Source organism: Methylomonas sp. Uni0009 (genome assembly GCF_054188105.3).
In genome coordinates, this window is sequence record NZ_JBTAFN010000001.1 from 1,644,824 (window position 1) to 1,666,331 (window position 21,508).

The window sequence follows — 21,508 nt, forward strand, 5'->3', positions numbered from 1 at the left end:
AATTTTAATTATGCACAAAAAACTACTTGACACTGTCGGCGGCCAAAGACTGCCTGGTCCTGGGCTCTAATCTTCGTATATTGCATGTAAGTTATTGATTTTAAATTGTATAAACTGTTGTCTAAAATTGAGTCAATTTAAGCAAAGGCCCCAAAAATTAGGCATTTAGAGAGCGAAAAAACTTTTTATCCCCAAGGTTATCCACAGCTTTTGTGGATAACACCATAACTTAGTTGCCTGTCAGTCAGTTAGCGTTAAAAGCTATATTCCCGTGCAGGTTTTTGTCTTATTTCCGACACGGTTGCAACTTGGCCTGCCTGGGATTTTGCAAAGGAATGTCAGCGGATGGTTACATTGGCGGAGGCATTTGATTACAGTATTTTAAATGCGGAGTTCGTTGCGGTGCTGCTTCTAGTGTTATGACAGGGCTATTAAAAACCGTTCGCCTTATGCTCTTGAGCGAACTCAGCCTGTCGATGGACGCACTCACCTGGGCTCAGACGAGCTCAGCCCGGACGGATTACCCGAGATAAAATACTGCCGGGTTAATAAGCTATCGGCTCCAACTGCGCTGGATAGAAATTAACTATGTTAAATAACTTTTCCAATTAGGTCATATACCGCATTATTTGTAGCGTGTTGCTCCGGTAATCCCGGGCAATTTGCCGCCAAATGCCCTAAATACCGCTATTTTAGTGCTCTGGCATGAATCTTGGTTGTTCGCCCAATTAACGACACCAAAATCCGCATATCCTAACCATGAGCAACGCTCTCCACATCTCCCGCCTGATTGAGGCTTACGACGAGGAATTACGCCGGGTGATGTTTAGACGCTGCGGCTGCCTGGATACCGCCGCCGACATCGTGCAGGAGACCTACCAGCGCATGTTTACCGGCAATTTGTGGCAGCAGGCCGACAACCCGCGCGCCTTGCTGCATCGCATCGCCGCCAATCTGGCCACCGATTACGAACGCCGCCGCAATACTCGCAATCAACATGTAGAGCATGACGATACCGGCGACGCGGCCTTGCAGGTTAGCGATGGTATCGATCCGGAGCAAATCAGTCTGGCGCGCGAGCGCTTGGACCGCTTGGTCGCGGCGATAGATAGACTCCCCGGCAAATGCCGGACGGTTTTCGTACTGCGCAAGTTCGAGGAACTGAGCCACGCCGAAATCGCCCAGCGCCTAGGCATATCCCGCAATATGGTGGAAAAGCATCTACGCAATGCCTTGGCCGCCTTGCAAGAACACGACGATTTTTAGCTGATTCGCTCCTGTTTTCACAGGGTTATGCGTCCTATAATGGCGAGCCACCAACCCTGAATTGCGCCCGATGAAAAACTTCAGCCTTTATCGCTCACCGCTACGCAGCAGGATGCATTGCCGCCTGTCGGCTGTAAACGGACATAGGCAATGAAAATCTCTGCCGAGATTAAAGCCGCTGCCCGCGACTGGTGGGTCAGGCTGGATAGCGGCAAACTTAGCCCTAATGAGCACGCCGAATTTACCCGCTGGTTGGCTGCCGATCCCTTGCATCGTCAGGCTTACGAGCAATTACGCGAGTTATGGGGAGCGCTGGACGCTATCGCACCGAAAATAACGATTCCGGCCGCCAGCAAACCCAAGCAGTTTGCTTGGCGATGGCAGTGGGCGCTGCCTGCCTTAGCCGGGGGCTGCCTGGCCTTGTGGTTGTTCAATCCGCTATGGCTCATATTGCGCGCCGATTTTCATACCGGCTTCGGCGAGCGGCGCGACGTGCATCTTAGCGACGGCTCGACGGTGCATCTGAATAGCAACAGCGCATTGGAAGTACATATCGACGGCGCACAGCGGCAATTGACCCTGCTACAAGGCGAAGCCTGGTTTGAAGTCAGCCCCGACAAAGCCAGGCCGTTTCGGGTAAATACTGAGCACGGCAGTGTCACCGCGCTGGGTACGGCCTTTAACGTGCGGCTGCATCACGATAAAACCGAAGTCAGTGTCACGGAACACAGCGTGGCGGTGGACTTGCAACAAGCCGACGGCAAAACGCTGCACACCGTGGTTGCCGAAGGTCAGCAAATAGCCTATAGCGCCGAATCGGGAATGGGCAATTTGCAACACATCGATAGCCAGGCCGTTACCGCCTGGCAACGCGGCAAACTGGTGTTCGAAAACCGGCCCCTGGGCGAAGTGCTTACCGAGCTGAATCGCTATCATCGCGGCTTTTTGCTGATCAACGATCCTGAACTGGCCCAACGTCGCGTCAATGGTGTGTTTCGTACCGACCAAGCCTTATCGGTGCTGGCGGCCTTGGAAACCTCTCTGCAACTGCGCTCAACGCGGTTTGGTGATTATTTGATCGTGCTGCACCGCTAAACGAGTTTACGGCATCGGTGGCGTTTATTGACCGGGCAAAGGCATTGAGGCGAATGCTATTTAAGGGCCGGGTTAATAACGCTCCCGGCAAATTACCGTTTTGACCTACTCGATAGTTGTTGTCAGCGCATTGCTGAAATTATCCCTCTACCAATTATCCGAAAAATAAATTTCAAACGCATTGAACTTGGCAACTACTTGGCGGAATTAACCTCGGAATGCAGTTCGCTTTGAGCAAGTCCCCTAAGTTGCCTCAAGGCAGGGTCGCATTCGCGCTAGGCAGTTGGTCAAAATGCCGACGCAACAGCAAAGGTTCCCATGGAACAAAAATCGCAGCCAACCTGAGGCTTGCCGCCGGTTAGCTGTACCTTAATGATCTTATCGACAGAGGATAGAAGTATGAGATTAAACATTGCTAAAACAGTAATTGCCGCCGTTTTGTTAATCGGTGCGGCGCCAGCGAATGCCAGTGCCGTGCATGATGCCGCCGGCGATTATCTGGCAACTTATTTCGGCAGTAAGACCGGCGATCTGGATGTGATCAGTGCCTCGGTTACTTACAATCCGGCCAGCGATCTTTTTCATTTCGAAAGTACCTTTGCCGGTAACCTCGGCGGCTCGCCGTCCGGTTTCTACATTTGGGGCTTCGACCGGGGCGCCGGCAGCGGGCGGTTTACCGCAAACGGCTTGCCGCAAGTACTGTTCGATTCGGTCGTACGCTTCAATATGGATGGCAGCGGTTTGGTAAGCCTGTTGGCTCCGACTTCTTCCACTACCGCTTTCGCCGCGGGGACCGCCAAAATTAAAGACAACCAGTTGATTGCCGACATTGCCGCGAGCTTGCTGCCCTCGAATGGTCTTGCCAAATCGAGCTACACCTGGAATCTCTGGCCGCGCGACGGGGCTCTGCCTGCGGGTTTTGGACAAATCTCCGATTTCGCTCCCGATGCAATCAATGAACCCGTGCAAGTCGTACCGCTCCCTGGCGCGTTTTGGCTGTTTGGTTCGGTGTTTGTAATGTTCAAGTTAGCCGGCAACAGCAAGCGGCGTTTTGCGGTAACAGTGAAATCCACCGCCATTGTCTAATTCAATAGCAGCACATTAAAAGCTGGCAAACCCGTTCCTGTTGTTTTGTAAAGGCTTGAGCGGGTTTGCGACTTCATTCCGCGCCGGACGGCGCTGCCAGATAACTTACCTCTACCTCCGTCAAGCCGCTGATGCCGATTTGCTTGGCCGCGCCTTGCGATAAATCGATCAACCGATTCGGGCTGAACGGACCTCTATCATTAATCAGCACATCCACATAACGGCCATTGCGTAAATTGGTAACCCGCACTTTTGACGGAATCGGCAAAGTTTTATGCGCCGCCGAAAAGCCTTGCGGATCAAAACGACTGCCGTCGGCGGTACGATTGCCCGATTCCGCGCCGTACCAGGAAGCCAAGCCGGTTTCCCGGTAACCATTTCCCGATGCCAAAGGGTAATACGTGATGCCTTTGACGGTGTAAGGCTTGTTGTAAGCGGCGTTGTTTTGGTACGCCGGCAACCGGGCCGGCATGGAAGGCTGCGGCGGCTCGGATGCGCAACCCGCCAGCAGGCTGAGTAAAATCAATAAAAAACCTGGATGGGCAAGCGCCTGGATTAGTTGGTTTCGCGACATTCGATAACTCCACAGGGCGTAATTTATTGGGCGCGCATGCGCTGGCAATAATCTAAGCATAATTTAAAGCTCCCCTTAAAATCCGTTTGCTTTATCAGCGCCTTTCCCGTCTTCCGAGTAGCCGACCGTTGCCGGCGCGAGTTCATCCCGTCAAAATCGGTCAGCCCTGACCGGTTTGGTTATAATGCCGGCATCAGGAAATAGACAACTAGGGCCGGGATAGCGATTTCTTTGTTTGCCGACGCGGCAAACGCCACTTGAGGGGGAAAGATACATGGCGGGTGAATTACATAAAATCTTGATTGTTGGCGGCGGCGCGGCGGGGTTGGAGTTGGCCACCGAATTGGGGCAAAAACTCGGCAAAGCCGGCAAGGCGCAAATTACATTGCTGGATGCCGCGTCCACCCATATCTGGAAACCTTTGCTGCACGAAGTGGCGTCCGGCACCTTAGCAGAAGCGGAGGAAATCGAATACTTGGCCCAAGCGCACAGCAATCACTTCCGCTTCTTGTTCGGCAGAATGGAAGGTTTGGATCGGGCCAATAAAGAAATTATCGTCAGCGCGATTACCAACAAGAGAGGCGAAGAGATCATTCCGCAACGCCGCTTCAAGTACGACACGCTGGTGATGGCGGTCGGCAGTGTCAGCAACACCTTCGGCATCAAGGGCGTGGATAAATATTGCCGGTTTATCGATACCACCAAGGAAGCCTTCCGCTTTCAAAAACAACTGGTGGAAACCTATTACATCCAGTCCTACGCCAACCAGAGCCATCAACGTGACAAGCCGCTGTCGATTGTCATTATCGGCGCCGGCGCCACGGGCGTGGAATTGTCAGCCGAGTTGCACGAAGTGACCAAATTGCTGGCCACCTACGGGCTTGAAGGTTCGATAGACGTCAACATTACCATCATTGAAGCCGCGACTAAATTGTTGCCAGCCCTGCCGCCACGGCTGTCACAAGCCACCCAGGAGCAATTGATTAAGCTAGGCATCCAGTTAAAGCTGGGTCGCAAGGTCACGGAAGTGACCGAAACCGAAGTACACACTTACGATGGCGAAGTATTCGATGCGGACTTAAAAGTCTGGGCCGCCGGCATCAAAGCCCCGGATTGGATGAAAGACCTGGATGGTTTGGAGTCCAATCACATCAATCAATTAGTGGTCGATCAAACTTTGCAAACCAGCGACCCCGACATTTTTGCTATCGGCGATTGCGCCGCTTGCGAATGGGTCGGCCACGGCGGCAACGTGCCACCGCGCGCCCAGTCCGCCCACCAAATGGCCTCTACCGTGGCCAAAACCATCATCAACCGCTTGAAAGGCAAACCGGCTGCGAAGTTTGTTTATCGCGATTATGGCTCGCTGGTGTCGCTGGGTAAATTCAGCACCGTTGGCAGCTTGATGGGTAGCTTGATGGGCACGGTCAGCGTCGGCGGCTTGATTGCCTATGGCGTGTATTTGTCCTTGTACAAAATGCACCAAGTCGCCATCCACGGCTACTTCCGCACCGCGATGTTGACCTTATCCAATCTGTTCCGGCGCAGTACCCACGCCAAAATGAAAATGCATTAACCCACAACTCCACTGAGCGATACACATGTTAGAAATCGAATACGAATTCCGCGAAGAAGACCTGGTCCACTTTAATGAGGAAAGGCTGAAAAAAGACCCGGAAATGCAGAAGAAAATCCGCCAAAACCGCATCTTCGCCCCCGGCGTGATGATGGCTATCGCCTTGTTTTATTACGTGTATTACGTGGACATGACCACCACCGCCTACATCACCATCCTGGCGCTGGCTTGGTCGTTCGCCTCGCCGTTTATCATGAAAATGGACATGCGCCGCCAGTTTTTCAACAAATACACCGAAGCGGAAAAAAAGGCTTTATTCGGTATTCATTGGCTGAGCATCGAGCCGGAATTCCTGCAAGAACGCGCCCCCGGCGGCAAAAGCAAAACCCCCTGGAAAGACATGTTGCGGGTGGAGAAACATAAAGACTATGTGTACATCTATGTGGATATCGATGCGGCGATCGTGATCCCGCGCGCTACGGTCAAGAAAGGCGATTTGAAGGCGTTTGCTAAGCAGGCTGAGGGGATGATTGAGAGGGCGGGGTCATAACTCATTTCCGAATGTCCAAGGTATATGGAAGATATACGGGAACAATATAATTGCTTGTTAGCTGTCACAACAAAGAGACATACATGGATATTGCAACAGTTTCAGAGTGGCTGAAAAACACCATACCCGGCATTATCTTGCTCGGTGTAATCGGAGGTCTTTTATCAGCCATTATTATCTGGGCTTTTAACCGAGTGTTCGTGCCTGTCGTAAATCAATCTCTTGTTGCCGCGCTTAAAAAGCTTCTGATGCATTTTGTTGGCCCTGCCACCAAACAGTTGGTGCGTCTGCACTTCGTGACAGGAGACAACAAAACTCATGTGTTTTACACACTCCAAGTAATGAAGCTCTCGGTTTTTTTATTCGTAGCTACGTGTGGGTTTGTTCTGTTTGCCCTAGCTATTTCCCAAGACGGGCAAGTTCTCTTCCGTAGCCCGGTGCTCGCTCCGCTTGTCGTATCATTCCTGGCTACCTGGCACGCGTTGCGCTGTGTGGCAGTTGCACTGATACCGCTTTATGTGGACATCGATACGTTAATAACGGAAGCCAAAGATGAAGTTATCAAGGAAATCGGGGCAAAAGACAGTTAATTTTATCGTTCCCACGCTCCAGCGTGGAAATGCATCCCTAGGAGCCTGTCGGACTTTAGCGCAGTAGATCTAACCGCGACATCGGTTTGGTAAAATAAGGACGGTCAAAAGATCAGATATACGGAGCCTGTGATGAGTCGATTCATTCCCGTCAACCGCCATCAACTTTACGTGCTACCGCCTTCGGTGGACGAATGGCTGCCGGAGGCTCATCTGGCCCGTTTTGTTGTCGAAGTCATCGAGCAACTGGATCTGAGCCAATTAACCAGCCGTTACCAGGGACGCGGCAGTGCGGCCTATCATCCCTCGGTGTTGCTGGCGCTCCTGGTGTACGGTTACGCCACCGGCGTGTTTTCCAGCCGTAAGATCGAACGAGCGACCTACGATTCGGTGGCGTTCCGTTTCCTGTCCGCGGATACGCATCCCGACCACGATACGCTGGCCCATTTCCGCAAAACCTTCCTGATCGAGCTGGAAGATCTGTTCGTCCAGGTCCTCAGCCTGTCCCAAGCGATGAAGTTGGTGACACTGGGGCAAATTGCGCTGGACGGTACGAAAGTGAAGGCGAACGCCTCCAGGCATAAAGCCTTGTCCCACGGTCACATCGAAAAGCTGGAAGCGCAGCCATGTAGATACTCTGTTCAAAAGCAACAAATTTCATCATCTTTTACTCAGCGATGATGGATTCAGGAATGGCATAAAACCGCGTGTTATCGAACGGCTGGTCGTGCTTTAGCATGCCATGAATCGCATGCAGTAATTTCTATCGTTCCCACGCGGTCAATAGGCTTTCATTTTTGGTGTCGCTAACGCGACGGCTGGTTTAGAAGTCGGGTCTCGGCCCGACAGCCGAGATACTTTCTTTTGCATCGCCAAAAGAAAGTATCCAAAGAAAAAGCGACCCGGATGCTGCTTATTCCCTGCGCTCCTCGCTTTTGACCGGGGTTGCCGAAAGGGGCTTCCTGCCCCTTCGGCAACGCGCCGCATCCCTGCGGCGCCCCTAGCAGGCTGTTCCGTTCAAAAGCTCCGGTGCTCGGCGCAGCATACGGGAACAAAACCATCCCGATTTCACAGCACCTCTGTAGGTATGATTAGCGAAGCATAATCATCTCGTTCCCACGCGCCGCGTGGGAATGCAAACCAACCGCGCTGCGGTGAGCTAAAACCAATCCCGATAGACCGGCAATAATCCATCCTACCCGGCATAATTCCAGGCAATTGAAGAACGCCAATGCTCCGGTAAACCAACATAACCGCATTTAACCGGATTCAAGGTGTAATTAGTAGGGCGTCAATAGACGATAGCCGTATTGCGCCGTCTGTTGTTCATCTCGTTCCCACGCGCCGCGTGGGAATGCAAACCAACCGCGCTGCGGTGAGCTAAAACCAATCCCGATAGACCGGCAATAATCCATCCTACCCGGCATAAATCCAAGCACTTGAATAACGCCAATGCTCCGGTAAATCAACATAACCGCATTTAACCGGATTCAGGTGGATATAATCCAAGGCCAAGGCGCAATTGGTAGGGCGTCAATAGGCGTTGCCGTGTCGTGCCGTATGTTGGCCTTAAATCATTCGGCGCATTACGCTATTGCTAATGTTGGAGTTATTGCCTTGCAGCGGCCATGCTTTATCCTGCATGCGTAGCGGTCTGAACATCGCTCTCCGCTACGCAAGGATCCCCACAAAATATTAGAGCGTGCTAATCTATACTTGCTTTGGATGTTAGACTATGGCGAATTAGGTTAGACTCTGGTTGCATTTGCTTATGCCGACGGTTAACCAACGATAAAAGGCACTAGCTTTGCTAACCCGATGGGGCGGCAAGTCCCACCGATTGGGCGGCTCAGCATCTATAAAGGCCTTCGCCGCAATGTCGTTCGAAAGCAGAGGACCTGCAAATTATTGGGAAATTAACGAAGCCCACCGGTTCATCGGGTGGGAGGAGCAAGCATGGAACTGTTACTTTTTCTTATAGGCGAAAAATATTTTTGCCTACCGCTATCCAGCGTCAAACGGATTGTGCCCATTTCCCCGGTTTATCCCTACAGCGGGCAGAACTCCGATCCCTTCTACGGTGTCGATGGCGAGGTTTTTCCTTATGTGTCGCTTTGGGATTTGTTGGATATCAAGTCGAAATACTTTGAATACGAGGAATTAAAGTCTTTTTTGGAAATTCGCAGAAAGGATCACCTGGAATGGATTGCCGAGCTGGAATACTCGGTCCGCAACCACGGCACCTTCAGCAAGGCCAGAAACCCCAGAGAATGCGCATTCGGTAAGTGGTATTACGCTTACACACCCCGGCACAAAAGACTGCATTTGCTGTTGTCTTGTTTCGAAAGGCCGCACGCCGCCATACATGAACTAGCCGATAAATTGCTGAATATGGCGGAAACCGGCCGTGTCGATGAAGCCTTGTCGGCTTTGAATCAGGCTAAACACGGCACGTTAATGGAGCTTTTGAATATTTTCGACTCAACGATTGAATTGGTTGTCGACCTGCAAAGACGCCTAGTCTTGCTCGCCAAACATGATGCCAATTACCTGGCTATCGGCATTGATGAGGTGTCTGACATTGTTAAAGTGAAGGCGTCGATGCGCCGTGACAACCCTATTACAAGGTCCGAGCATTTTTCCGAGTTCGTATCCTTTGAGAATGGTCAGGCTGTGCCGATTATTAATCTTGCATCCTTAGCCAACAATGCGCCGGGGTTGATGGGTAAATCAGCGAACTCGGCAATTTAGCACCCGCAGTGCTGGGGTGGATGATGAAATCATCCTGACTTCCAAGTTGTCGTTTTATATTTCAATACCGACGGCTTGGGCGACCAGTTTTTGATTCAGGACGGCAGCGGTTCGTGATAAATTTCCAATTCTCCTTCATAGCCCGACGACCACCATGACCACCATTCGCCAAGCCGATTTCATCCAAAGCATCGCCGATGCCTTGCAGTTCATTTCCTATTACCATCCCAAGGATTTCATCGACGCCTTGTATGTGGCTTACCAAAAAGAGGAAAGCCCGGCGGCGAAAGATGCAATGGCGCAAATTCTCATCAATTCGCGGATGTGCGCCGAGGGCCGCCGGCCGATTTGCCAGGATACCGGTATTGTTACGGTTTTTTTAAAAATTGGTATGGACGTGCGCTGGGATGCGGCATTGAGCGTGACCGAGATGGTTAACGAAGGTGTGCGCCAGGCTTATCTGCATCCGGACAACGTGTTGCGGGCGTCCATCCTGGCCGATCCGGCCGGCAAGCGCATCAATACCAAGGACAATACCCCGGCGGTGGTGCATATGGAATTGGTGCCTGGCGACAAAGTGGACGTGGAAGTGGCAGCGAAAGGCGGCGGTTCGGAAGCCAAGTCCAAATTCGTGATGCTGAATCCGGCCGACAGCATCGTCGACTGGGTGATGAAAACCGTGCCGACCATGGGCGCCGGCTGGTGTCCGCCCGGTATTTTGGGCATCGGTATCGGTGGCACCGCGGAAAAAGCCATGATTTTGGCTAAACAGGCTTGCATGGGCTCGATCGACATTCAGGAACTGATCGCCCGCGGGCCATCGAATGCTATTGAAGAACTGCGTCTGGAACTGTACGACAAAGTCAACGCGCTGGGCATCGGCGCACAAGGCTTGGGTGGCCTGACTACGGTGCTGGACGTGAAAATTCTGGATTACCCAACTCACGCCGCCAACAAGCCGGTGGCGATGATCCCAAACTGCGCTGCCACCCGCCATGCGCATTTCGTGTTGGACGGCTCCGGCCCGGCCATTCTGACACCGCCCAAACTGTCGGACTGGCCGGAGATTACCCAATCCGCCAGCAGCGCCCGCCGGGTCAATATCGATGGCTTGACCAAGCAAGACGTTGCCGACTGGAAGCCCGGCGAAACCTTGCTGCTGAGCGGCACCTTGTTAACCGGCCGCGACGCCGCCCACAAGCGCATCGTCGATCTGTTGAACAAAGGCGAGTCCTTACCGGAAGGTGTCGATTTAAAAGATAAATTCATCTACTACGTCGGCCCGGTCGATGCGGTGCGCGATGAAGTGGTCGGCCCGGCCGGCCCCACTACCGCCACTCGGATGGACAGTTTCACCGACACGGTACTGGAAAAAACCGGCTTGCTAGGCATGATAGGCAAATCCGAACGCGGCCCAAAAGCGATTGAGGCCATTGCCAAGCATAAATCAGTGTATTTAATCGCGGTCGGCGGCGCGGCTTATTTGGTATCCAAGGCCATCAAACAGGCACGGGTCGTGGCTTTTCCCGAGCTGGGAATGGAAGCGATTCACGAGTTTGTGGTGGAGGATATGCCGGTGACGGTAGCGGTGGATAGTTGCGGCGAGTCGATTCATGCGACCGCGCCGAAAGAGTGGCAAAGCCGGATAGGGAAGATACCGGTGATAACGGAATAAGCCCGCCATATTGATGTTTACGTTTTTAGTAAAAGGCGTAGGCTTCCTGGTTTTGTTACAAGCAAGGGCATACAAATTTGCCCCCGAAACACCGGCTTTCTGTTGAGTTTATCGCCGCTGGCGGAAAAATAGCATATGATTCAATCTGCGGATCGGCATAAAAAACAGGCGCATAAGCGTTCTTCACTATTGACGTAGGCAAACCATGACAGAGCATACATCGGCGCAAAAACCCTCAAAGATTGCCCTTGGCATCGGCGGAGGCGGGTTTTATTTTGAAAGTATTTGTCTGCTGAAAACATTAAGCCAACACTACGATTTTATTGCCATTATCCCTTCCGATAGTAAAATATTAAGCACGCCCATTGCGGAAAAATTTCCAAATTGTACCGATGTATATACCATTCCGGCAGTGACTAACTTCAGCCTGGAAAAAAACCAGTTTTCTAAAATAGCTTCTTTTTTTAAATCGCTTTATTCCAGTTATAAAATCATAGATAAAGAAAAGCCTTTTGCGATAATAGTCCTGGGTTCGTCGATGGCTATTCCGCTGTTTATCGCGGCAAGACTCAAAGGTATTAAAACGGTCTTTGTTGAAAGCATTACCAGGGTTAATAATCCGTCAAAAACCAGCCAGCTTATCGCCTATTTTGGCTTGGCGAATAAATTTTATGTGCAATGGCCGGAGTTATTAAGCGAGGTCGATAAATCCATCTATAAAGGAACCATCCTATGATTTTGGTCACCGTGGGCACCACCTTGACGTTTGACGATTTGATTCAAACGGTCGACGAATTGGCGGCCGCGCAATTTTTCGATGAAAAAGTGATCTGCCAAATCGGCCATGGCAGTTATATTCCCAAGCATTGCGAGTATTTTAAGTTTCAAAAAAATCTCGACGCCTTGATCGAACAAGCGTCGCTGATCGTTTGTCACGGCGGCACGGGTAGTACTCTGGAATTGTTGATCAAGGAAAAAAGATTCGTGGCGGTCGCCAATCCCAAGGGGGCAGACAATCATCAGGCGCAATTTTTGACGCGGCTCGCCGAGCAAACGCCTATATTATGGACGGCCGATTTACAGCAGCTCGCCACTATGATCGACAAGGCTAGGCATCACGAATATCAAGCCTCCAATATGCCGCATTTGGCCGACGATCTGTTGGAATATCTGTCGGCCTGCCAAGGATAACCAAAGCCATTGCAATTGATGGCGCGGCCGTTCTCCTTCTACATGTATAGCTAATTTAAACCCCATCGCGAACCTTTCGGAATGCCGTCTACACGTAGCTGCTCTTGTCGAGGCCTTATTTTTTCATGCAAATAGCTCCTCTGTTGTGCATCGGCTTTTCGCTAGGCGCGGCCTTGTTGCTGATCGTCGGCAATCTTTTACAGCGCCAGGAATCGCTGCGTTGCGTGCCGAGATTGGCGGGATTTGTATTGGTTACGAGTTTGGCGGTTGTCCAAAGCCTGCATGTGAGCTGGTTATTGAATCGATTCGATGGGGTGCATTCGCCGCTTTATCTGATATTGCTATACGGCATCGCTCCCAGTTTTTATTTCTATAGCCGGCAGTTGTTGATTGCCGAGGTGAATTACCGCTGGGCCGATGCCTGGCACGCCGCGCCGATACTGTGCGGTTGGATGCTGCCTTATCAGCTGGCTTTGCCGGGTGCGTTTTTAGTGGGCAGCGGCTATCTGGCGTGGCTGGCTAAAATTGTCTACGGCTTGCGCGGACAGCGGCGGCGCTTTCGTCTGGAACTGTTGGCTTTGGGAACCCTGTTTGCGATTGCCGTTGGGGTGTTGCTACTGGGCTTTATCTGGCCGTTATTGAACCAGACCGACTTCATCAGCAGCTACAGCATACTGATCGGGCTGGCGTTTTTTGCGGTGACATTAACCTTGTTGCGCTTCCCGAACATTACGGCCGACGTTTCCGAGGCGGTACGGGCGGCCTATGCCGGGTCCACGCTTAATAATGTCGACAGACAGGCGGTGCTGTCCAAGCTTGACGCCTTGATGACACAGGACAAACTATATGCACTGGAAACCCTGAACCTAGGTTTGCTGGCCGAGCAACTGAATTTGAGCCAGCACCAATTATCCGAACTGATCAATACCGAATTTCAACAAGGTTTTTCCCGCTACATTCGCGAACAACGCATCGCCGCTGCTAAAAAATTGCTATTGGCGGAACCCAATGCGTCGGTATTGTCGATAGGCATGACGGTGGGTTTTAGCACCCAATCCAATTTCTACGCGGCGTTTCGCGACATCGTCGGCGTCGCGCCGGGGCAATATCGAAAAACACACGCCGGCTAAACAAAAAACTCCAGTTTTATCATTTTGTAAATCCGTAACACTTTGAAGTTTATCGGGTTATATCTCGCGTAAATTATTTCTATTCCTGTCCTATCAATTCGGAAGTTCGGCCGTTTCGTGGTCGTTAATCTGCTCCTGCCTCTCAACATTTGGAGCAAAACCATGAACATCCTATTAACCGGCGCGACCGGTTTTATCGGCAGCGCCGTATTACACGAGTTGCTGCGACAGGGTCACCAGGTCACGGCCTGTTGCCGCCACCCCGAACGCCTACTCATCGATCATCCAAACCTGACCCGATTAAAATTGGATTTTGCCCAGGCCGGCATGATCGACTCCTGGCTGCCCCATCTGCGAGCTATCGACGCAATCGTCAATTGCGTGGGCATTATTGCCGAGAACAACAACCAAAGCTTTGCCCAGTTGCATAGTCAAGCACCGATAGCCTTGTTTCAGGCCGGTGCGTGCGCCGGGGTAAAAAAGATCGTGCAAGTTTCGGCTTTGGGTGCCGACGCGGGCGCCGAATCAAATTACCACCTCAGCAAAAAAGCCGCCGACGATGCCTTACGTGAATTGGCCCTGGACTGGTTTGTACTGCAACCGTCGCTGGTTTATGGTCACGGCGGGCAAAGTAGCGGCTTGTTTCATGCGTTGGCGGCATTACCCGTGCATTTGCTGCCGGATGGTGGTCGCCAGCTTTTGCAACCCATTCATATTGCCGATGTGGCCGCCACCGTCTGTCGTTGTCTCGAGCCGGCTGTCTCCGGTCGTAAGACCTTGGCTCTGGTCGGCACCAGTCCGATAAGTTATGCGGACTGGCTGCAAGGGCTTAGGCGGCGACTGGGCAAACCAACAGCCAGAACTTGCTCCGTATCTTACCAATTTGCTCTGAGCATGGCGGGTATGGGCAAATGGCTGAACGAGCCGATTGTCAGTAAAGACAACCTGGCGATGCTGAATCGCGGCAATTGCGCGGATCCAGCGCCGCTCACCCAGTTTTTGGAACGAGCGCCCATCAACGTGAACGAGCAATGGTTTGTTCAACCGGCCAGCCCAGCCGAGCGTTGGCATGCGGGTTTGTATTTTCTCAAGCCTTTGTTGCGATACGTGATTGCCTTCGTCTGGCTATGGAGCGGCATCACCTCGCTGTTTTTCTACCCGCATCAACTGAGTTATCAGCTATTGGCACCACTCGGCATCACCGGCGTGGGCGCGCCAATAGCCTTATACGGCTTGGCAGCCATGGATATGGGCTTGGGATTGGCGACCTTGGCGCAGTTTAGGATTAGTCAGCTCATGCTTTGGCAGTTCTGGGTCGTCCTCGGCTATAGCCTGATAGTGGCCGCATGTTTACCGGAATTTGTATTCCACCCGTTCGGCCCGCTACTGAAAAACCTGCCGTTTTTAATGTGCTTGTTGATGTTTAGAGTAATGGAAGGAGAGCAGTCATGATGTATTTATCGTTAAAATTGATCCATATCCTCAGCGCCATCGTCCTGTTTGGCTTGGGTTCCGGCACGGTGTTTTACAAAGTGATGGCCGATAAAAGCGGCGATCACGCGGCAATCGCCACGACCAGTAAACATGTAGTGTTGGCCGATTGGTGGTTCACCACGCCGACCGTGATTATCCAACCGCTAACCGGCGTGTTATTGGCCGATCAATTGTCGGCTTCGTTCGGCGACGGCTGGCTGTGGTGGACAGTGGTGCTGTATTTAATCACCGGGCTGTGCTGGTTGCCGGTGGTGATTTTGCAGATCCGCATGCGCGACATCGCCACCGAGTCACTGGCCCAAGGCCGGGCTTTGCCGTACCTTTACCACTATTATTCCAAGATTTGGCTATGGTTGGGCGTGCCGGCCTTCTTCGGCATGATAGGCATCACCACCTTGATGGTGTTTCATAATTCACTCTGGAGCTAAGCCATGTCTGTGTCATTAATGCAAAAAGTGTTGGGCGACGACTGGCAACAATTGCCGGAAGTGATTCAAAGACATTATCGAATCAGCGACTGCCAACAAAGCCGGCTAACGGGAACGATGGAAATAGGCTATCCAATTTACCTGTTTCCTTTGATTTGGCTGATTCATTTGTTCGGCGGCTTGTTACTGTGGCGCGGGCAGGCGGCACAAGCCGAAGTGGACAAGACCGCCGACGGCGAACTATTGCAGTGGCATAGGACGATGACTTACGCCGATGGTAAAACTGATTGCTTTAGTTCCAGGATGAGTTATGCGGCTGACCACGAGTTGGTCGAACTCATAGGCTTTGGTTTTGGTTTACGCTTGCACGTCAGCGTCGAAAACGGCGAGTTGCTGTATCGCAGTAACGGCCATTTCTGGCAATGCGGGTCGCTACGCCTGAATATTCCGGATTACTTATTGCTAGGTTCGGCCAGCATCAGCGAACGTGCTGTTTCAGAAGACGAGTTCTATCTGGATTTCAGCATCCGCCATCCCTGGTGGGGTGTGAGTTATTACTACCGGGGTAACTTTTGCTATGGCTGATAGGGTTTATCGATGGGAAGGGCGGCTACAGAGCGGGATACAAACGCGGCTCTTCCCAAGCATGCATGCCCGCTATACCGCTGTGTTCCGGTTTTCAAGACGACCCGGAATAATCGCGGATAAGTTCGAATATTGTGGGGTGAGCTCTTGCATGGCGGTGTAACCGGAGTGGGTTTGAGCCTGGTTAGTCCAGGCACCATTCCGGCTGAGCGCGAACAGCTACGACGTGTTGACTGAAGAAACCCAGCATGGCCGGTTGGCGCGTCTTGGCCAACTGTTTTTACCAAGCCGGATGTCCAAAATATCGCCAGATTTGGCTGGAATTATTGCAGGATATGGCGTTGTCTGAAGTTCCGGGTGGCGATTAATATCTCTCTGCAAGCCGCGCAAGCCACTGGTGGGTAACATGTTTGGTTCCCGTTTGCGCGGGAACCACACTATTTTTTTAGCCCACGTCCGCGACCAAACGCGGGTAATCGGTATAGCCAATTCTCGGATCCTGCCCCGCGGCCCCATAAAAGGTTTCAGCATGATAGGGGTTAAGGGCCACATTTAGTTGCAGACGCCGGACTAAATCGGGATTGGCAATATAGTCCTTGCCAAACGAAACGGCATCCGCTTCGCCGGCTGCAATGACTTGCTGCGCGGTTTCTCTATTAAAGCCTTCGTTGGCAATCAACACCCCGCCGAACCGCTTTTTCAACGCCGGGCTGATACGGTTTTCTCCGAGCGATTCTCGGGTAAAAATGAACGCAATGCCGCGTTTGCCCAATTGCTCGGCTAGATAGCCAAAGGTATTTAAGGGATCGGAATCACCCATCGTATGCGAGTCGCCTCTGGGCGCAAGATGCACACCCACGCGACCCGGTCCCCATACCGAAATAGCCGCATCCGTCACTTCCAGCATCAGACGGGCGCGGTTTTCCACCGAACCGCCGTAAGCATCGGTTCTTTTATTGGTGCTGTCCTGCAAAAATTGGTCTAACAGATAGCCATTGGCGCCGTGAATTTCCACCCCGTCAAAACCGGCAAGTTTGGCGTTTTCCGCGCCTTTACGGTAAGTCTCGACAATCCCGGGGATTTCGCTAATGTCCAAGGCTCGGGGTGTCACGTAATCCCGCATCGGACGGAGCAAGCTGACATGCCCCAAGGGCGCAATCGCACTGGGCGCGACGGGCAACTCGCCGTTTAGGTAGTCCGGATGCGACACCCGGCCGACGTGCCAGAGTTGCAGGAAAATTCGTCCGCCCGCTGCATGTACTGCTTGGGTTACCTTAGTCCAGCCCGCCACTTGCTCATCCGACCAAATGCCGGGCGTGTTCGGATAGCCCACACCTTGCGCGGACACGCTGGTGGCTTCGCTTAAAATCAGCCCGGCATCCGCTCGCTGTGCGTAGTATTCGGCCATCAACTCGTTAGGCACCCGGCCGGCGCTGGCTCGGCAGCGTGTCAAAGGTGCCAGCACGATGCGGTTAGGTAAATTGATGTCCCCCACTTTGATGGGCTCAAACAGGTTGCTCATATCGTCTCCATGTTAAATGCAATTGTTAGCTGTTTTACCTTACACCATACCATCCAGCCAGGTATTTTATGGAAATATGCAATCAGGCGGCACCGTTCATACCGTGCGCGGAAAAGTCTTATTAAGAATTGTCGTCAGTTAAGAGATGTTTAAGCCTGCGGGTGAACAATGAGCCGCAACTGAAGATCCCGGATAAGGAGGATTTATGTTCAGGCTTACCACACTATTGGCAACCATCTTGCTATTTTCGAGCGCAACATTTGCGCATGACGGCGGCTGGGGTGGCAGACATCATCATAGTTACCAACGCGAGCACTACGGGTATCACTATAACAATCCGTATTACCGCGCATACGTGCCGCCGCCCGCAGTCGGCTATTACCAGGCACCGGCAGATTATTACGGGTTGCCGCCAGTGAGAGGGTTTGTCTATCAACAACCCATCCCAGCACCGCGGTGTGATCGGAATATACGGCAAGGTTGGTAGTCGTGAACACGCGAATACGCCTTGCCCTGATGTTTTTGAGTCTGACGATGTTGAGCGGTTGTGTGGCTTACGCACCCTATGCGGAGTCTTATCCCGCGACATATACGCCGTATGGTTACGGTAGCTATAGTTACGGCTATTCGGCGCCTGTTGTGCCGGTCCCTGTGCCAATGTTTCGCGGTGGGTGGGGATACGGAGGCCATAGGGGCTATGGCGGGCATCACGGTCACGGACATTTTGGTCACCACGGGCATCACTAAACTGCGTTTCAGCCAGTTGCCGCGTGACATTATGTCGCATTCCAGGCATTAGGAAACACTGATACTATACTCACCATTGCAGAGATGTTCAGCGCAATAACTTCCTCCCTTAATCCGGCCTCGTGTCGGAATTTTTTTGCCTAAAAAACAGCCGTCTGATACCGGGCAAATAAAGACCAGTCATATTAAGGACCAGCTTAATAGTCAGGACTTTATTTGTCTGAGCGGCTCGAGCAAAAGTTTTAGGCCGTTGTGATCCATTTCCTGCATCAATGCCAATAGCCGGCCTAATTCACCGGCAGGAAATCCCTCGCGCGCGAACCAATTGAGGTAGTGGCCGGGCAAATCGGCGATAACGCGGCCCTTGTATTTGCCGTAAGGCATAGTAACGCTGACCAGTTTTGGTAAATCTTCGGGTTTCATGGATAAGTTTCCCTGGCTATTCCCTCTGCCCTGTTAAGCTTAAATAACGTGCATCGTCCTACTTAGTTTGAAATGACAGGAAGTTGCACAAGATAGCGAAATGGTCTTCAAACAGCGCTTCTTCCAGTGCCGGCAGCTGCGTGATCGGTATCCAGGCCACGCTTTCAAGATCGTCCGCTGCTTTTATCTCCGGCCGAGACCCATCAAGCCAAGGAGTTGCCAAAGCAAAGTGATGCGCATGCGTGATGACGCGGCCACGGCACGATCTTCTGGGGTGGGAAAACACTTTAACCTGTTGCAGGCAGTCTCGCAAAGCGGCATCCGGCAGGTTCAGGCTGGTTTCTTCCTTCAATTCGCGGATCGCGCCTTGCAGCAAGGATTCGCGTTTCTCCAGAAAGCCGCCGGGGATAGCCCACAAGCCTTTGCCGGGATAATGTTTGCGCTTACCCAGCAATACATGATCGTTGACAGTGACTACCGCATCGACGGTGGTGGCAATAATATCCCAAGGAATACCAGCATAGACTTGATTCTCTGCATCGATTTTGGCGTATTCCGCTTTTAATACCGCGTACTCGGGATTCTTTGCCCAATCATTTAAAAAATCCCGCACCGGCACAGAAATCCGCCTGGCGATGTTTGTCAACGCGGTCTCCGCGCTTTCCGCCGCAAACAGCTGGTGGCGCAGCGCCGTAGCATCAATATCCAGCTCGGACTCTATCGCTTCCATCGCCCAATCCGGAAAATTATCCAGGTAGTACGTGGACTCGTCCTTGTTAAAGCCGACCAACGCAACCCGTTCGCCGTCCGCCACACATGCTCCAACTTGCCGCCTGACATCGGCATTCCACAGCGTATCGTCGTAATAATCCCGCACCGGTAAAAATGTCAGGCGGGTTTGCTCGCTCTCCTGCAGCGTGGCGGTGATCATGGCCGCCCGCTCGGTCCATTTAAACGGATTGCGGATATTTCTGGACTGAAAGGACGAACCGACAATCACCAGCACCTCGTCAGCAATCTCCAAGGCCCGGCGGGTTAGTTGCTCGTGCCCCTTGTGATAAATTTGGTAACGGCCAATCACAATGGCTTTTTGGTATTTAGTCATCGCTCTAGCCTTAATGCTTGGCCGCTATCGGCATTTGCCGGCCGGCGCCGAACGCTTTGGGTCGCACCCGAATGATGGGCGGTGCTTGTCGGCGTTTGTATTCGTTGCGGGCTATCATGCCGACGATGCGTTGGTACACCGCTTCGCCGGCGGCGCTGGCTCGATAGCCAGTCACAAACTCCTGGGCTTGTTGATATTCCCGCTCAGCCAACTGCTTGCCTTCGATCAGCAGTTTCAAGATTTCATCCAACACCTCGTAAGGCGGCAAGCTATCGGTGTCTTTTTGATCGGGCGCCAATTCGGCGGAAGGCGGTTTGGTTAAAATCGCCGCGGGAATAATCTCGCGATTGGCGCGTTGGTTAATGTAAGCGGATAGCCGGTACACCTCAGTTTTGTACAAGTCACCAATCAGGCCCAAGCCGCCGTTGGTGTCGCCGTACAAGGTGCAATAACCCACCGATATTTCGCTTTTGTTACCGGTAGTGAGGACCATCGCGCCGGAGTGGTTGGAGTACGCCATCAGGATGGTACCGCGTAGGCGGGCTTGCAGATTTTCCAGGCTCAAGCCGCGCAATTCATCGTTAAAGCTGCTTTGAAATTGCCCCCCAAAATCATTGACCAGCGCCTTGATCGGATAGCTGTAAAGCGTTACCCCCAAAGCCTCGCACAGTAACTGCGAGTCGCTTACCGACCCGCTACTGGAAAATGCCGACGGCATCGTGATGGCGATGACATTTTCCGGTCCCAAGGCCTCGGCGGCAATCGCAATCGTCAACGCCGAATCAATACCGCCCGACGAACCCACCACGACTCGCTTAAAGCCGCAGCGCCGCACATAATCGCGTAAGCCCAGCAGGATATGTTGCAGAATGAATTCCTGATCATTATCAATTTGGGGCTGGGCCGATTGCGCAATGGTTTGAAATCCGCCTTCTGTAAAACGCAGCGTATCTATCACCGTTTGGAAAGCCGGCCATTCGCGCGCAATCTCACCATCGGCATTCACGGCAAAGGAAGCCCCGTCAAACACAATGCTGTCTTGTCCGCCGACTTGATTGACATACAGTATCGGCAAGCCATGCCGGCGGGCGGCGCCGCAAATCACTTGTTGGCGTTGCGCGCGTTTGCCGATATTGGACGGGCTGGCATTGATGCTGACCACCAAGTCCGGGCGCATCCGGGCAAGTGCTTCGTAAGGATTAACCGGATAATCGTCGGCGTCATCATTCCAACCGTCCTCGCAAATCATCAGCCCTACTTTATAACCGCCGACATCTATACTCACCGCGCCCTGTTGACCCGGCTCGAAATGACGGCGCTCATCGAAAATATTGTAGGTGGGCAACAGTTGCTTGTGATATTCCGCAATAGTCTCGCCGTTACGGATGGCGATCAGCGCGTTATACAGCGGCTTACCGGGGCCGTTTGCTCTTATCGGCGTGCCGACAATCGCAACGAGGTCCGGAAACTGCGTTGAAAAAGCAGTCAGCTCTGCCAACGCTTCGTAGGCTTTGCGAATAAAGGTCGATTCGTTTAACAGGTCGCCGGGGTAATACCCGCACAAGGACAACTCCGGGAACACTAACAATTGCGCCTGCTGCGCGCCGGCTTGGCGATAAGCATCTTTGGCAATCGCCAAGTTGCCGGCAAAATCGCCGACCATAGGATTGATTTGGGCGATGGCGACGGTTAAGGGACAAGTAGACATAACAATTCCTAT

Annotated in this window: 19 protein-coding genes and 2 pseudogenes; 15 read left to right on the forward strand and 6 right to left on the reverse strand. The window is 52.4% G+C overall.

From position 1 onward, the window contains the following. Positions 1 to 759 precede the first annotated feature (759 nt). The 3 genes from ACWAU0_RS07665 (at position 760) to ACWAU0_RS07675 (ending at position 3,447) form a co-directional block, all read left to right on the forward strand. The gene (locus ACWAU0_RS07665; RefSeq protein ID WP_205452469.1) at positions 760 to 1,266 is read left to right on the forward strand and encodes an RNA polymerase sigma factor; all 507 of its coding nucleotides are present in this window, start codon (positions 760 to 762) and stop codon (positions 1,264 to 1,266) included. Positions 1,267 to 1,416: 150 nt separating this feature from the next. Then, on the forward strand, positions 1,417 to 2,361 hold the full coding sequence (locus ACWAU0_RS07670) for a FecR family protein (RefSeq protein WP_205452461.1): 945 nt from the start codon (positions 1,417 to 1,419) through the stop codon (positions 2,359 to 2,361). Positions 2,362 to 2,760: 399 nt separating this feature from the next. After that, positions 2,761 to 3,447 carry a hypothetical protein gene (locus ACWAU0_RS07675; protein ID WP_458138827.1) on the forward strand — a complete coding sequence of 229 codons (687 nt, stop codon included), beginning with the start codon at positions 2,761 to 2,763 and terminating at the stop codon, positions 3,445 to 3,447. Between the two features lie 73 nt (positions 3,448 to 3,520). Here the strand turns inward: ACWAU0_RS07675 and ACWAU0_RS07680 are convergent, their stop codons facing one another. Continuing rightward, a complete protein-coding gene (locus ACWAU0_RS07680; protein ID WP_458138828.1) occupies positions 3,521 to 4,021 on the reverse strand; it encodes a septal ring lytic transglycosylase RlpA family protein in 501 nt (166 codons plus the stop codon). Between the two features lie 274 nt (positions 4,022 to 4,295). Here ACWAU0_RS07680 and ACWAU0_RS07685 point away from each other — a divergent pair, with 274 nt between their 5' ends. The 4 genes and pseudogenes from ACWAU0_RS07685 to ACWAU0_RS07700 all read left to right on the forward strand — a co-directional run. Next, positions 4,296 to 5,597 carry an NAD(P)/FAD-dependent oxidoreductase gene (locus ACWAU0_RS07685; protein WP_458138829.1) on the forward strand — a complete coding sequence of 434 codons (1,302 nt, stop codon included), beginning with the start codon at positions 4,296 to 4,298 and terminating at the stop codon, positions 5,595 to 5,597. A 25-nt stretch (positions 5,598 to 5,622) separates the two neighbouring features. Further along, positions 5,623 to 6,147 carry a YcxB family protein gene (locus tag ACWAU0_RS07690; RefSeq protein WP_458138830.1) on the forward strand — a complete coding sequence of 175 codons (525 nt, stop codon included), beginning with the start codon at positions 5,623 to 5,625 and terminating at the stop codon, positions 6,145 to 6,147. Positions 6,148 to 6,230: 83 nt separating this feature from the next. Then, complete coding sequence (locus ACWAU0_RS07695; RefSeq protein ID WP_458138831.1) at positions 6,231 to 6,737, forward strand: hypothetical protein; 507 nt, start codon at positions 6,231 to 6,233, stop codon at positions 6,735 to 6,737. 132 nt (positions 6,738 to 6,869) lie between these two features. Continuing rightward, positions 6,870 to 7,361: pseudogene (locus ACWAU0_RS07700) on the forward strand (transposase); the annotation flags it as partial. A 792-nt stretch (positions 7,362 to 8,153) separates the two neighbouring features. Here the strand turns inward: ACWAU0_RS07700 and ACWAU0_RS07705 are convergent. Then, a pseudogene (locus ACWAU0_RS07705) lies at positions 8,154 to 8,246 on the reverse strand (REP-associated tyrosine transposase); the annotation flags it as partial. Between the two features lie 447 nt (positions 8,247 to 8,693). On the opposite strand from ACWAU0_RS07705, the gene ACWAU0_RS07710 reads away from it, so the two are divergent. The 8 genes from ACWAU0_RS07710 to ACWAU0_RS07745 all read left to right on the forward strand — a co-directional run bounded on the left by ACWAU0_RS07710 (position 8,694) and on the right by ACWAU0_RS07745 (position 15,991). Next, on the forward strand, positions 8,694 to 9,488 hold the full coding sequence (locus ACWAU0_RS07710; RefSeq protein ID WP_458138832.1) for a chemotaxis protein CheW: 795 nt from the start codon (positions 8,694 to 8,696) through the stop codon (positions 9,486 to 9,488). Between the two features lie 154 nt (positions 9,489 to 9,642). Continuing rightward, complete coding sequence (locus ACWAU0_RS07715) at positions 9,643 to 11,163, forward strand: fumarate hydratase (protein WP_458138833.1); 1,521 nt, start codon at positions 9,643 to 9,645, stop codon at positions 11,161 to 11,163. 205 nt (positions 11,164 to 11,368) lie between these two features. Next, positions 11,369 to 11,899 carry a hypothetical protein gene (locus ACWAU0_RS07720; RefSeq protein WP_458138834.1) on the forward strand — a complete coding sequence of 177 codons (531 nt, stop codon included), beginning with the start codon at positions 11,369 to 11,371 and terminating at the stop codon, positions 11,897 to 11,899. Then, a complete protein-coding gene (gene pssE / locus ACWAU0_RS07725; RefSeq protein ID WP_458138835.1) occupies positions 11,896 to 12,354 on the forward strand; it encodes a PssE/Cps14G family polysaccharide biosynthesis glycosyltransferase in 459 nt (152 codons plus the stop codon). Before ACWAU0_RS07720 ends, pssE begins: the two co-directional genes overlap by 4 nt. Before the next feature lie 125 nt (positions 12,355 to 12,479). Next, on the forward strand, positions 12,480 to 13,484 hold the full coding sequence (locus ACWAU0_RS07730) for a helix-turn-helix domain-containing protein (protein WP_458138836.1): 1,005 nt from the start codon (positions 12,480 to 12,482) through the stop codon (positions 13,482 to 13,484). Between the two features lie 162 nt (positions 13,485 to 13,646). After that, positions 13,647 to 14,936 carry an NAD(P)H-binding protein gene (locus ACWAU0_RS07735; RefSeq protein WP_033156903.1) on the forward strand — a complete coding sequence of 430 codons (1,290 nt, stop codon included), beginning with the start codon at positions 13,647 to 13,649 and terminating at the stop codon, positions 14,934 to 14,936. After that, positions 14,933 to 15,406 carry a DUF2269 family protein gene (locus ACWAU0_RS07740; RefSeq protein WP_033156902.1) on the forward strand — a complete coding sequence of 158 codons (474 nt, stop codon included), beginning with the start codon at positions 14,933 to 14,935 and terminating at the stop codon, positions 15,404 to 15,406. The genes ACWAU0_RS07735 and ACWAU0_RS07740 overlap by 4 nt, the downstream gene beginning before the upstream one ends. A gap of 3 nt (positions 15,407 to 15,409) precedes the next feature. Beyond that, positions 15,410 to 15,991 carry a DUF4166 domain-containing protein gene (locus ACWAU0_RS07745; protein WP_458138837.1) on the forward strand — a complete coding sequence of 194 codons (582 nt, stop codon included), beginning with the start codon at positions 15,410 to 15,412 and terminating at the stop codon, positions 15,989 to 15,991. A 445-nt stretch (positions 15,992 to 16,436) separates the two neighbouring features. Here the strand turns inward: ACWAU0_RS07745 and ACWAU0_RS07750 are convergent, their stop codons facing one another. From ACWAU0_RS07750 to ACWAU0_RS07765, 4 genes are all read right to left on the reverse strand, one after another. After that, the gene (locus ACWAU0_RS07750) at positions 16,437 to 17,513 is read right to left on the reverse strand and encodes an alkene reductase (protein WP_033156900.1); all 1,077 of its coding nucleotides are present in this window, start codon (positions 17,511 to 17,513) and stop codon (positions 16,437 to 16,439) included. 951 nt (positions 17,514 to 18,464) lie between these two features. Next, complete coding sequence (locus ACWAU0_RS07755; protein ID WP_171697175.1) at positions 18,465 to 18,683, reverse strand: DUF3820 family protein; 219 nt, start codon at positions 18,681 to 18,683, stop codon at positions 18,465 to 18,467. 58 nt (positions 18,684 to 18,741) lie between these two features. After that, positions 18,742 to 19,788: an NUDIX domain-containing protein gene (locus ACWAU0_RS07760; RefSeq protein ID WP_205452519.1), complete on the reverse strand. Its 1,047-nt coding sequence runs from the start codon at positions 19,786 to 19,788 to the stop codon at positions 18,742 to 18,744. A 10-nt stretch (positions 19,789 to 19,798) separates the two neighbouring features. Continuing rightward, a complete protein-coding gene (locus ACWAU0_RS07765; protein WP_205452520.1) occupies positions 19,799 to 21,496 on the reverse strand; it encodes an NAD+ synthase in 1,698 nt (565 codons plus the stop codon). Positions 21,497 to 21,508: the final 12 nt, after the last annotated feature.

Bases quoted from the DNA above. Each gene is read 5' to 3' on its own strand.
- ACWAU0_RS07665 (WP_205452469.1), top strand. From the start codon at position 760: ATGAGCAACGCTCTCCACATCTCCCGCCTGATTGAGGCTTACGACGAG.
- ACWAU0_RS07670 (WP_205452461.1), top strand. From the start codon at position 1,417: ATGAAAATCTCTGCCGAGATTAAAGCCGCTGCCCGCGACTGGTGGGTC.
- ACWAU0_RS07675 (WP_458138827.1), top strand. From the start codon at position 2,761: ATGAGATTAAACATTGCTAAAACAGTAATTGCCGCCGTTTTGTTAATC.
- ACWAU0_RS07680 (WP_458138828.1), bottom strand. From the start codon at position 4,021: ATGTCGCGAAACCAACTAATCCAGGCGCTTGCCCATCCAGGTTTTTTA.
- ACWAU0_RS07685 (WP_458138829.1), top strand. From the start codon at position 4,296: ATGGCGGGTGAATTACATAAAATCTTGATTGTTGGCGGCGGCGCGGCG.
- ACWAU0_RS07690 (WP_458138830.1), top strand. From the start codon at position 5,623: ATGTTAGAAATCGAATACGAATTCCGCGAAGAAGACCTGGTCCACTTT.
- ACWAU0_RS07695 (WP_458138831.1), top strand. From the start codon at position 6,231: ATGGATATTGCAACAGTTTCAGAGTGGCTGAAAAACACCATACCCGGC.
- ACWAU0_RS07710 (WP_458138832.1), top strand. From the start codon at position 8,694: ATGGAACTGTTACTTTTTCTTATAGGCGAAAAATATTTTTGCCTACCG.
- ACWAU0_RS07715 (WP_458138833.1), top strand. From the start codon at position 9,643: ATGACCACCATTCGCCAAGCCGATTTCATCCAAAGCATCGCCGATGCC.
- ACWAU0_RS07720 (WP_458138834.1), top strand. From the start codon at position 11,369: ATGACAGAGCATACATCGGCGCAAAAACCCTCAAAGATTGCCCTTGGC.
- pssE (WP_458138835.1), top strand. From the start codon at position 11,896: ATGATTTTGGTCACCGTGGGCACCACCTTGACGTTTGACGATTTGATT.
- ACWAU0_RS07730 (WP_458138836.1), top strand. From the start codon at position 12,480: ATGCAAATAGCTCCTCTGTTGTGCATCGGCTTTTCGCTAGGCGCGGCC.
- ACWAU0_RS07735 (WP_033156903.1), top strand. From the start codon at position 13,647: ATGAACATCCTATTAACCGGCGCGACCGGTTTTATCGGCAGCGCCGTA.
- ACWAU0_RS07740 (WP_033156902.1), top strand. From the start codon at position 14,933: ATGATGTATTTATCGTTAAAATTGATCCATATCCTCAGCGCCATCGTC.
- ACWAU0_RS07745 (WP_458138837.1), top strand. From the start codon at position 15,410: ATGTCTGTGTCATTAATGCAAAAAGTGTTGGGCGACGACTGGCAACAA.
- ACWAU0_RS07750 (WP_033156900.1), bottom strand. From the start codon at position 17,513: ATGAGCAACCTGTTTGAGCCCATCAAAGTGGGGGACATCAATTTACCT.
- ACWAU0_RS07755 (WP_171697175.1), bottom strand. From the start codon at position 18,683: ATGAAACCCGAAGATTTACCAAAACTGGTCAGCGTTACTATGCCTTAC.
- ACWAU0_RS07760 (WP_205452519.1), bottom strand. From the start codon at position 19,788: ATGACTAAATACCAAAAAGCCATTGTGATTGGCCGTTACCAAATTTAT.
- ACWAU0_RS07765 (WP_205452520.1), bottom strand. From the start codon at position 21,496: ATGTCTACTTGTCCCTTAACCGTCGCCATCGCCCAAATCAATCCTATG.